The sequence below is a fragment of the Ferribacterium limneticum genome (assembly GCF_020510585.1).
GTDB lineage: Bacteria > Pseudomonadota > Gammaproteobacteria > Burkholderiales > Rhodocyclaceae > Azonexus.
In genome coordinates, this window is record NZ_CP075190.1 from 2754276 (window position 1) to 2765834 (window position 11559).

At 58.6% G+C, this 11559-nt stretch carries 6 protein-coding genes; 3 read left to right on the plus strand and 3 right to left on the minus strand.

Going from position 1 to position 11559, the window contains the following annotated elements; all coding sequences use genetic code 11:
• Positions 1-40 precede the first annotated feature (40 nt).
• Positions 41-1957, minus strand: a complete 1917-nt coding sequence (locus KI613_RS13295) for a TonB-dependent receptor plug domain-containing protein (protein WP_226400237.1) — start codon at positions 1955-1957, stop codon at positions 41-43.
• A gap of 345 nt (positions 1958-2302) precedes the next feature.
• Between KI613_RS13295 and KI613_RS13300 the strand changes: the two genes are divergently transcribed.
• From KI613_RS13300 to KI613_RS13310, 3 genes are all read left to right on the plus strand, one after another.
• Complete coding sequence (locus KI613_RS13300; protein ID WP_226400239.1) at positions 2303-6436, plus strand: response regulator; 4134 nt, start codon at positions 2303-2305, stop codon at positions 6434-6436.
• A 2-nt stretch (positions 6437-6438) separates the two neighbouring features.
• Entirely contained in the window at positions 6439-7434 is a 996-nt protein-coding gene (locus tag KI613_RS13305; protein ID WP_226400241.1) for an HD domain-containing phosphohydrolase, read from the plus strand.
• A gap of 489 nt (positions 7435-7923) precedes the next feature.
• A complete protein-coding gene (locus KI613_RS13310; RefSeq protein ID WP_226400246.1) occupies positions 7924-8214 on the plus strand; it encodes a nucleotidyltransferase family protein in 291 nt (96 codons plus the stop codon).
• Positions 8215-8585: 371 nt separating this feature from the next.
• On the opposite strand, the gene KI613_RS13315 is transcribed toward KI613_RS13310, so the two are convergent.
• Both KI613_RS13315 and KI613_RS13320 read right to left on the minus strand, forming a co-directional pair.
• Positions 8586-8858, minus strand: a complete 273-nt coding sequence (locus KI613_RS13315; protein WP_226400248.1) for a transposase — start codon at positions 8856-8858, stop codon at positions 8586-8588.
• 583 nt (positions 8859-9441) lie between these two features.
• Positions 9442-11529, minus strand: a complete 2088-nt coding sequence (locus KI613_RS13320; RefSeq protein ID WP_226400250.1) for a DNA internalization-related competence protein ComEC/Rec2 — start codon at positions 11527-11529, stop codon at positions 9442-9444.
• Positions 11530-11559: the final 30 nt, after the last annotated feature.

Below are 11559 nucleotides of genomic sequence, written 5' to 3' on the forward strand. Positions count from 1 at the left end.
TCTGCGAATGTTTTCGGATATGGTCTCGCTATTGCATCGATCAGAAACGGGTTAGCACCTTAAAGAATGCGCTGGGTTCCAACTCGGTGCGGGTCAATATATTGGTGAACTCCCCGTGTCCCTTGCTGCCCAGGTTTTGCGCCGTCACTGAAAATTCCAGATTGGGGCTGGGACTCCAGCCATAACGAATGTCCACGGCGGTGTATGCCGGTACCTCAGGATTCGACAAACCAGCAACATGACGTACGGCGATGTCCACTTCGCTGTGCTCGGACAGGTTGAGCGATGAACGCAGTATCCACTTGTGGGCTGGATCCTTGTCACGACTGAGAAGGGCAGCCTGATCGTTGCTCCCCGACTTGAGTTTGAGGCTTTCCTTCTGCACGGTATAGCCTGCGCTCAGTCGCCAAATCGGCGTGGCCTGAAAGGTGCTCCACATTTCGATGCCACTGGTTTTGCCCTCCATGTTGTTGGCAAAAACGACGGAAAGTGGGCTGAAATTCACCTCTTGCGTCCGTAGCCGATCATAGTCCGCATGAAAGATGGTCGCCGCAAAGGACAGGCGTGAATTCGGCTGACCCCGATAACCCAGTTCATAGACGTTGGCGATCTCGGAGCGGACGTCGGGACCGCCGATCAGCAGAAACGGTGGTTTGCCCGGCACAAAGACATCACGGTCGAGCCGCGATGGCGCCCGTACGGTGCGCGAAACGGCCCCCCACAGCAGGTGGTCGGGCGCCACTTTCCAAGCCAGCCGGGCATTGGGGAGAAATTCGACGCCGGTATAGTCATTCTTCTCGAAGCGTGCGCCAAGAGTGAACCGCAGATCATCGCGTAAAGTCATCTCGTCTTGGGCAAACAGGCTCACCCATCGCTGATCGACATGAGCCGGCAGGAAGGCGATGATGGGGCTGTTGGTCACCCGATCCATCCCGTAGCGATATTCGGCACCCCAGACCAAGGAGTGCCTGCCGAAGCGAGGCAAGGTGTGTTGCATCTGGAGGTCGAAAATATCGAGCGTTTCACTGAAAAACGGGGGGACGTCCCGTTTCGTGCCATCGTAGTAAAACTGCAGGCTCAATCTGCCCTCGCGGTCTAGGACGCGCTCCCAGCGCGTGAGCAAATTCACCCCGGAAAGCTGAATCGGGCCCAGCGCAAACGTTGGGCCAGTGACGATGGCGCCAGGTGCCGGTTGCCGTTCGCCGCCATCGTAGACATTGCCTTGCATCATCAGTTGGTCGCCCGCTCGGCCCCAGTCGATGCGAAAACCTGCCTGGGCCATGTGGGAGGCGTCATCCACGGCCGATCCGCGAGCGGTTTCCGTATGCTTGCGCTCGCCATATTTCCCATAAACCCGGTAACTTCCATCAGCCCCCATCGGCCCGCCGTAACGTAGTGCTGTGATGGACTCCTGGTTTCCGGCACCGACGGTTGCCAAGCCGCCTTGCGTATTCGCCGCTGAGCGCGTGATCACATTGATCACGCCATTGACCGCATTGGTGCCCCACAGCGTGCCACCGGGGCCGCTGATCACTTCAATGCGGTCGACGTCTTCAAGCATCACATTTTGCACATCCCAGAAAACCCCGGAGAACAAAGGCGTGTAGACGGACCGACCATCGATCAAGACCAGTAGTTTGTTGGCCGAACTACCGTTGAAGCCGCGGGCGCTAATCGCATAGGCGTTGGCACTGACCTGCGCCACGTGCAGATTGGGCGCCAGGCGCAAGGCTTCGGGGAGGCTGGTGACGCCCGAGCGCCGAATGTCATCGTGGGTAATGACGAAAACCGATGCAGCCGCGTCGGCCAGACTCTCGTCGCGCTTTGACACCGAGGTGACGCGAATTTCCGCCAATTCGTCGAATGACAGGCTGGCAAGGTCGGCCGCCGGCGATGCTGTCTGGAAAGACAATGCGCCCAGACTCAATGCTATGGCGGAAGCGCGCGACCACGACATGGGAAGCCAATGCCCTGATGGCGGTCTGCGAATGACTGAAGAGGAAATTCTTTCACACTTTCCCTCTAGTTGCGGTCCAGGCATCTTGACCCCTCCCGACACTGAACTACTGTCACTTGGCATTGGTTACCCCGCGGCAATCCCGGTATCCCAGTGATACTAGACTCCGATATGACCAACGAGTTCAGTGGTTTGAAATCGATTGAGTCGGCGAATCGCCAATAGCCAATAAGGACTAGCCAAGATGGCAAGCAACATAATCGTCTAGCCGGTGTCGAATGCAATGTGCCGATATGCCCAACGCTTTTCGGACGTTTTCTTATTAAAGGGGAAGGTGGCGACGGTATGGCCTCCATTCTGGTCGTTGACGACCGACCAATTAACCGCGAATTTCTCATTACTTTGCTGGGCTTTGTCGGCCATGAGACGCTGCAGGCAGCCGATGGCGCCGAAGCGCTTGCTCTGGTCATCGAGCATCGCCCTGACCTGATCATCACCGACGTGCTGATGCCGGTGATGGATGGTATTGAATTCGTCCGTCGCTTGCATGCCGATCCGGCCATCGCCGACATCCCGGTGATTTTCTACACGGCCACCTATCGCCTTGCCGAGGCATTGCCAATGGCACAGAGCTGTGGCGTGGACACGGTGATCGGCAAACCGGCATCGCCGCAGGTCATTCTCGACGCGGTCGCTGCCAAGCTCGGTGCGCAGGCGACGCCTAAATCGGCCGAAACGAAGGGTGTGGCAGGCATGGTGAGGGACAGGCCGGCACCGGCGATGATCGCCGGTCTGCCCGATCTGCAGCAGCGCCTGAATGACCTGCATATCGAGCAGGGGCCGCTGAGCGCCTCGGGTCCGGCCTCGCTGGAGGTCGCGACGACGCTCGGTCTACGCCTTGCTGCGGTACTCGAACTGGGCCTGGAACTTGGGCCAGAACGGGACATCGATCGCCTCCTCGATATCTTTGTCAGTGCGGCGCGCGACATCATGAAAGCGCAATTTTCTGCCGCCGGCCTGGTCAACCGCAGCGGTGACGTCAGCTACCTGGTTGTACGTGGCCTGCCGGAAGAATTACAGCCGCAACTCGCGGCGAAGAGCCTGGCCGGCACTTTCGCAACGCTCGTTGCCGATGGCCAGGTCCAGCGCCTGATCGGTGCGGATGCCATGGCGGCTCTGCCGCCCGCTCACCCCCCGGTGCACGATTTTCTGCTCTTGCCGATCCGCTCGCTGACATGCGATCTTGGTTGGCTGTATTTTGCCGACAAGCAGGGCGCAACGGCCTTTGCCGATGAAGATGTACAAATCGCCACGCTCCTCGTCACCAAGCTGGCGCTAGCCTGCGAAAACCTGCGCTTGTTCGCGGAAGCCCAAAACCACGCCCGCGAACTGGAGATCGAGGTGGCTGCGCGACTGGAAAAAGAAGGGCGTTTCCGTCTCGCGGTGGACGCTGTCGGCATGGGCATCTGGATCTGGCATCTGAAAACCGATGCCCTGACCTTGGACGACCGGGTGTTTGAATTATTCGGCTTGCCGTTAATGCAGCCCAATAATGGGTCGGTCGATTACGATTACTGGACATCGCATATTCACCCGGACGACATCGGTTTTGTCGATGCGCAGCTACGCCAATTCGTTGCCGGCGATGGTCGCTATGCCCCGAGCTTTCGCATCGTGCACGACAATGGCGACGTGCGCTGGTTGCGGGCGGCAGCCATCATCGAATACGACACGCTGGGCGCCCCGCTGCAGGTCGTCGGGACCAGCCTCGACATCACCGAGGAAACCCTGGCGAAGAACGAAATTGTCGAACTCAACACCACCCTGGAGGCGCAGGTTGCCGCGCGCACTACCGATCTGCAGGCGGCAATCGAATCCCTGAACGACCGGGAAAATTTTATTCACACCGTGACGGATGCGCTGCCCATTCTGATTGGCTACTGGGATGCCGATCTGTGCCTCCGCTTTGCCAACATCGCCTACCGTGACTGGTTTGGCAGGCCCGATGAAATCATTGGCATTCAGATGTGCGAACTGCTGGGCGCTGACTTCTTTGCCGATATCGAGCCGTATATCCGAGGCGCACTCCGTGGCCAGGAACAGAGCTTTGAGCGAGCACTGATCCGGCGCGATGGCTCCACCAGACAAACACTGGCCACCTACATACCGGACATCCTCGACGATCACGTGCGCGGCTTTTATGTCATGGTGGCTGATGTTACCAAGCTGAAGGAGGCTGAACTTCAACTGGCTGAGCTTAATGTCGAATTGGCAGCTCGCGCCTCTGCTGCCGAAGGCGCCACCCGTGCCAAGAGCGAATTTCTGGCCAATATGAGTCACGAAATAAGGACGCCGATGAACGGCATCCTCGGTTTGTGCTATTTGATGGAGAAACAGGACTTGTCGCCAGCCGCGCGCGAGATGTTGCGGCGGATCAATGGTGCCGGTCGGGCTTTGCTAGGCATCATCAACGACATACTCGATTTCTCGAAAATCGAGGCCCGCCAGCTGGTGATCGAACAAGTGCCATTCCGGCTCAGCGATGTCCTGGATAACCTCGCCACCAGCATGTCCGCTGCTGTGGGTAGCAAACCGGTCGAGTTGCTGGTCGGACCGGCCCCGGCCGGCGCCGATTTCCTCACCGGGGATCCCTTGCGACTGGGACAGGTCTTGATCAATCTGGTCGGTAATGCCATCAAATTTACTGAGCAGGGCGAAGTCGTGGTTCGTATCGCGCGCCTGGATGACGCGATGAACAGTGCTCGGGCGACCCTGCTTTTCACGGTACGCGACACCGGAATCGGTATCCCCGAAAACAAGCAGGAGGCCATCTTCCATGCTTTCAGCCAGGCGGATACGTCTACTACGCGCAACTTTGGCGGCACCGGTCTCGGACTTACCATCAGCAATCGCCTGGTCGAACTGATGGGCGGATCGCTCCGCGTGAAGAGCGCACCGGGCAAGGGCAGCGAGTTCAGCTTCGAGATCACCTTCGCTTTAAGCGAACCGGGTAACAATGTCATTCCGGACATGACCCATCAGCGGGTTCTGGTGGCTGACGATCAGGATTCGGCAAGGGCCGTGCTGGCCGAGACGGTAGCCAGCCTGGGCTGGCATGCCGAAACCGTGGCGTCCGGCGAACAGGCGATCGACCGGGTACGCGCTGACCCGGCCTACGATATTCTCTTGCTCGATTGGCGCATGCCCGGCCTCGATGGCGTCCAGACAGCCGCCCGGATTCGCTCAAGCTTCAGTCAACTGAACGATCCGATCATCGTCATGGTCACCGCCCATGATCGGGAGCAGTTGCTGCAAGAAGGCGCTAGCGAGGTTGTGGACGCGATCCTCACCAAACCCGTTACCGCTTCTTCGTTGTATTACGCGGTGATGGAAGCCAAGCATCGTCGCGGCCAGCTGCGGCTGTCCCCTGTTGTCCCGAGTACTACCCAGCAGCTGGGGGGCGTCAAGGTGCTCGTCGTCGATGACAGCGAACTCAATCGTGAGGTGGCAGCGAGCATTCTGTGCGGCGAAGGAGCTATCGTGGAATTGGCCGAAGACGGCAACGTTGCTCTGGGCCTCCTTAACCTCCAGCCGGATTTCTACGATGTGGTTCTGATGGATATCCAAATGCCAGTCATGGACGGTTACACCGCGACCCGGCAGATTCGCGCCAGCGCCAGCCCCAGCCTTGCCCATTTGCCGGTCGTCGCCCTCTCGGCAGGCGCCTTCAACGAGCAGCGCGATCTTGCCCTGGCCGCCGGAGTCGATGAATTCGTCGCCAAGCCGTTCGATGTCAAGCAACTGGTGGCAACCGTCTTGCGCCTGGCGAAGCCATCAACGGCGGCCAGCAGCGTCGCGGCGACCAGCTTGCCCGCGGAAATGCCTGACACCACCGATCGCCCAAAAGGCCAAATCGACCTGAAGCGCGGCATGCAAATCTGGAAGAGTGACGACATCTATCGCAGCTTCCTGCGCAAATTCGTTAATGACTACGCCCAGGTAGTGGAGCAGATCACTGTGGCCGGCGAGGAGGAGCGTAGACACCTTGCCCATAAACTGAAAGGCACGTCGGGCAACCTGGGATTGCTGGCGGTGGCGGCGGCCGCCGCCGAACTGGATTGTCCGGCCAACCTACTGCCCAACCCGGCCGCCGCGATCGCCCGGTTGCAGGAGGCGCTGATCGCCGCTCAGACGGCGATTGCCGCCTTCGCCCCAGCGACGGCCGAAAAGGAGTCAGCTGCCCTTGCTGCTCCGGACTTTGACCCGACCACGCTGCGTTCCTTGATACAACATGCCCTGCAAGCGCTGGCCGAAGCCAACCCGGATGCTGCGGAACCATTCCTCGCTACCTTGGCCCAATCACTTCCCAGCGAGCGACTCCAACCCATATTCGATGCCTTGGATAATTTTGATTTCCGCGCCGCTTCTAATGCGCTGCGTCAGTTATCAGCTGATCTGGGCATCGCCGTGGAGGGTTAACTATGTCCAGCAGTCCTATTCTTATTGTTGACGACGAACCTACCAATTTGGCTATTTTGCGCAACATTCTCGGTCCGGACTATCCACTGATCTTCGCCACCAACGGTCAGGATGCTCTGGATTTGGCCAAGAAACAGAAACCCGTCATGGTCTTGCTCGACATCCAGATGCCGGAGATGAGCGGATATGAGGTCTGCAAACGTTTGCGTTCCCAACCGGAAACCGAGAACATCCCGGTGATCTTTGTCACCACTTTAGCAGAGGTCAGTGACGAGACAACCGGGCTGCAAATAGGCGGCGTAGATTACCTGACCAAACCGGTCGTACCGGCCCTGGTCAGGGCTCGCGTGCGCAACCATCTGAGTCTGGTGCGGAACACACAACTGGAGAAAAGCTACCGGGATGCCATTTACATGCTCGGTGAAGCGGGCCATTACAACGACACCGACACGGGAACACACATCTGGCGCATGGCAGCGATGGCGCAGGCGCTTGCCCGGTCTGCCGGCTGGGATGACGAAGCTTGCCACTTGATCGAATTGGCCGCCCCTATGCACGATACGGGGAAGATTGGCATCCCCAATGCAATTCTTCGCAAGCCAGGGCCACTCGATGCCAACGAGTGGAAAATCATGAAGACCCATACGGTGATTGGCTATGACATCCTGCACAAGAGCGATGCCCCGGTTTTTTGTCTGGCGGCCGATATTGCGCTCCATCATCATGAGAAATGGGATGGCAGCGGCTACCCGGAGGGCCTAGTTGGCCAGGCGATCCCCGAGGTAGCGCGTATTGTGGCAGTCGCCGATGTCTTTGACGCGCTGACCATGAAGCGCCCTTACAAGGATGCATGGCCGGTAGAACAGGCCATGCAATCGCTTCACAATGATGCGGGCACGCATCTCGAACCGCGGATGGTTGACCTGTTCGAAAGTATCCTTCCGAAAATTCTGGAGATCAAGACCAACTGGGATGAGCACGGGACACAAACCCGTTAATGTGTTGGCGCTTCTAGGTTAAGGAATATCTGATTGGCTGACACTACCTCTATGTGATTTTTCATTGAACGGACGGCAGCCAGCCCACTAAGGTCCGTTGCCCCCTCGGCAAATTTACTTGCTACAGCAAAATAAATTAGTCGTTTTATTCAATGCATTATTTCTTGCATGTAGCCGTTGAGTAGGTCATGCGGTCAAGCGACGAGCCAAACCGCAATCACTCCTCACTCAACCCCGCCATATCCTCAAGGTTGCACTCATGAAACAACACCAGATGCTTCATGACGAAGCCTTAAGGTAGTGCCATTGCAGTCAGGGGCATTTGCTTAGCCGGCGTAAATGCTGATTTGCTCAACCTGCACTTTTACGAATGTCCGAAGAGAATTTGTAACTAGGTGCCCAATCTCGCCGAAGGGTTCTTCGGGGCCCCAACGGCAGGTAACTCAGTCAGGATATTAATAGTAGGCTGGCCAACTTGGATTTCGACGTATGAAGCCTTCCTCAGCTCTTGCCGCCCATCGGGTAGAGATTCGACGCATCGTAGCGTCCCATCGCGCCAGCAATCCGCGTGTTTTCGGCTCCGTCGCCCGTGGCGACGATAACGAGAGTAGCGACTTGGACATCCTGATCGATCCGACCCCGGAAACGGCATTGTTCGACATCGGTGCTATCAAGCACGAACTGCTTCAATTGCTCGGCGTGCCAGTGGACGTCGTGACGCCGAAGGCACTGCCGGAGAAATTCCGGGCCAAGGTGCTTGCCGAAGCAGTACCGGTATGAGCCGGTCAAGAAAAGCCCGGCAAGGTCGCATGTAATGGGTGTGGACAAAACTGCCACAGTTTGGCGGCAGAATCCCCGTGTGCATGGACAAATTTTAAAGTTATGCATTGCCGCACCCTAGTTGGCTCTTGAGCAATGTCCACACCATATAAACTCTCCGGTTCTCGGATATCGCCTCCTTCTCTGGAGGGCAACATAAGGCTGAACAGCGCTCGTTGGGATAGCTAACCTGGCGAGTACGAGAAATTATTTTGTGCCAAGTAAATTGCTAACGAAAAATAATTGATCATAAAAAGAGCCATACCCCTCGTCGCCCAGTTCATCACAATAGGAAAAACTTGCCGAAGCAACGAGCTAGAGCGTATGGACAATCAAGCGAGCCAAATCAGAGCGGCGGCGATGGAAATGAAAGCCTCGAACCGGATATCGAGTTTGTCGTAGCGCGTAACGATGCGGCGAAACTGTTTCAGGCAAGCAAAAACTCTCTCAATGAGATTGCGACTTTTATAGACATGTTTGTCATAGCTTCTGGACTCCTTGCGATTGGCTCTCGGCGGAATAACGACCGTGGCATTCATTGCCTCGATGCACTCAACGAGTGCTAGTGGCGTCAAACGCTTTATCGGCGACAACCGATCCGACATTGGGCATGCCTTCGATCAGATTGGCCGCCTCGGTAATGTCGTGTCGCTCGCCACCGGTCATACGAAATCGCGCCAGATTGCCCACTTTAGCCATTGGATGGAATAATCTATTACTGGGTCATGGGGAAATCAAAACCGTGTGGCTTTTTCGGAGAATGATATATGTATAACTTTGATAGACGTGACCAGGTTCCGCCGGATACACCGGTGGCCTGCCTGGAATGTGGCTGGTCTGGCCGTGCAGATGAGACAAATCACCTCGCCGGCGAACCATGTTGCCCAGGAGTGGTTGAAGAAAACCCGTGCAACTCTGGGTTGGTCGTTCTTGAACAAGGCGACGAAGGGGTGGTCGACCAGTAGATCATCGTTGATAGGTGCACCTTGGCTCTCTCGATAGTCGGCACGCTTGTCTGGGCTTACGATGACAAAGTCTTCGGGATGGTGTGCATATGACGCATAAGCTTTGGCACCGAAGGGCAGACGAAGTGATCATTTCTTATCGTCTCCAAAATTTGGAGAAATGGCCCTAAGGCATTTCTGTGCCATCCTCGCCCGGAGGCGTAACCGTTCCTAACCGGAACGGTTACGCCCTTAGAGACAGCAACGCCGCCTCGTCGGGCGCCTCGATATCTGAAGTCAGCAACATGCGCCGGCCACCAGCCTCAACGCGCAGCACGCAGGACAGATTATTCGGCTTGCTGTCGCCGCTGTAAGCCCCGGCCGCCGGATGCAGCACTTCGAAAACGACGCCATCCCACACCCAGCGCTGGCCGGCAACGCAATGCTGACCGCCAAGGCCGGCGACCGACGAATAAACCGCATCGACCGCCAGCGCCGCCCGCACCGAAGCCGTTCCACCCGAGTGATCGGTATCGCGATGGGTGACCATCAAGACGTCCACATGGCCAATGCCCTGCGCCCGCAAATACGGCACGACGACCCGCTGCCCGGCATCCGATTCGGCGCTGTAGAGCGGGCCGGGATCGTAGATCAGCGTGTGTTCGCGCGTCCGGATGACGCTGGCCAGCCCCTGTCCGACATCGAGCACGCTGATCCACGCCTCACCCTCGGGTGGCTTTTCCACCGGCCAGAACAAGGCCGGCACGAACAGGAAGACACCCAGCAATCGGCCAGGCAAGCCGCGTGGCAACAGGCAGATGGCGACGCCAACGCCGGCAGCCAACGCTGCCCACAACGGTGGCGCCGGGGCCAACCAGACCGGCCAGGTGGCGCACCAGTCGAGAAAAACCATGAGCCAGGCCATGACCTGATGCGCCAGCCAGAGGATCGGCCACCACGGCACCAGCGCACCGAGCAGCGCGAGCGGCGTGACGATGAAGCTGATCACCGGAATGGCCAGCGCATTGGCCAGCGGCGAGACCAGCGAGAACTGCTGGAAGACGAGGAGCAGGATGGGCAGCGAAGCCAGCGTCGCCGCCCACTGCACGACGCCCCAAGCGTGGATTTTGGCCCAGCCGTCAGTTGCCTCGCCGACCGCGGCTGATCCGATGTAAAGCAAGGCGCCGACCGCGCCGAACGACAGCCAGAATCCAGCCGCCAATACTGCCCAGGGATCGAACAGCAGCACGACAAGCAAGGCCAGGCAAAGGATTCGACTCGGCGCCACAATGCGCCCGGAGAGCATGGCCGCGGCTGCGACCAGCAACATGTAGAGCGTGCGCTGGGCCGGCACGGCAAAGCCGGCGAGCAGCGCATAGGCCAAGGCACCCAGGCAGGCGGCGAGGAGCCCGGCCTTTTGCGCCGGCAGTCGCAAGGCCAGGGCCGGAACGCGTCGCCAGCCAAACGATACGAGCCAGCCGAACAGCGCGGCGACCATCGTCACGTGCAGGCCGGAAATGCTCATCAAATGCGTCGTCCCGGTCCGGTTGAAGGTGGTCCACAGTTCGCCCTGAATCGCCTTCTGATCGCCGATAACCAGCGCAACCAGCACACCGGCCCACGGATAGGATTCTTCCGGCAGGATCCGGGCAAATGACTCACGAATGGCGTGGCGCAGCCGCTCGATGGCGTAATCCGCCTGCCACACCATGTCATCCAGCCGCTGCGGCGGATTCGGGCGGATGTAGCCAGTCGCCCGAATGTTGCGTTCGAGCAGCCAGGCTTCGTAATCGAAGCCGCCCGGATTGGCGTTGCCGTGCGGCCGTTTCAGGCGGACCGTAAAACGCCAGCGCTCGCCGGGCCGGACCTGCAGACGCTCGAATTGCTCGTCGTCGCGCCGACCCTGATACCAGGAGAGCATGATCCGCCCGGGAACGACGGGTTTGACGGTTTCCACGGTCAACCGGAAATTTACGTCAAATTCGAAACGCGTACCGTTGCTGAAATCCTGTGGCAGTCCAGCGACAACGCCGATCACTTCGACATCGCGCCCCTCCCAGTCGGCGCCGAGCTGATCGGCCAGCCGAATCTCGGCCCGCCAGGCACCCCACGCCACACCAAGGGCCAGACAGCCGAGCAGCGCCAGAAGACGTAGAGGCCAGCCCGACCAGCGCAACCGGGGCAGCACCAACAGCCCACCGGCAACTGCCCACAGCGCCCAGCCGGGCAGCTCCGGCTGCATCTGCACACCGAGGATACCGGCGGCGAAGGCGAGAATATTCAGGCGCATGCCGAAATAATAAACCGGCAACCCCTTGGGCAAGCCGCGCATCATTCCCGCGTAAACGGGAATCGAGTTTCA

Excerpts from the sequence above, each read along its gene's own strand:
- KI613_RS13305 (WP_226400241.1), top strand. The coding sequence starts at position 6,439 with ATGTCCAGCAGTCCTATTCTTATTGTTGACGACGAACCTACCAATTTG.
- KI613_RS13320 (WP_226400250.1), bottom strand. The coding sequence starts at position 11,529 with ATGCGCGGCTTGCCCAAGGGGTTGCCGGTTTATTATTTCGGCATGCGC.
- KI613_RS13310 (WP_226400246.1), top strand. The coding sequence starts at position 7,924 with ATGAAGCCTTCCTCAGCTCTTGCCGCCCATCGGGTAGAGATTCGACGC.
- KI613_RS13295 (WP_226400237.1), bottom strand. The coding sequence starts at position 1,957 with ATGTCGTGGTCGCGCGCTTCCGCCATAGCATTGAGTCTGGGCGCATTG.
- KI613_RS13300 (WP_226400239.1), top strand. The coding sequence starts at position 2,303 with ATGGCCTCCATTCTGGTCGTTGACGACCGACCAATTAACCGCGAATTT.
- KI613_RS13315 (WP_226400248.1), bottom strand. The coding sequence starts at position 8,858 with ATGTCGGATCGGTTGTCGCCGATAAAGCGTTTGACGCCACTAGCACTC.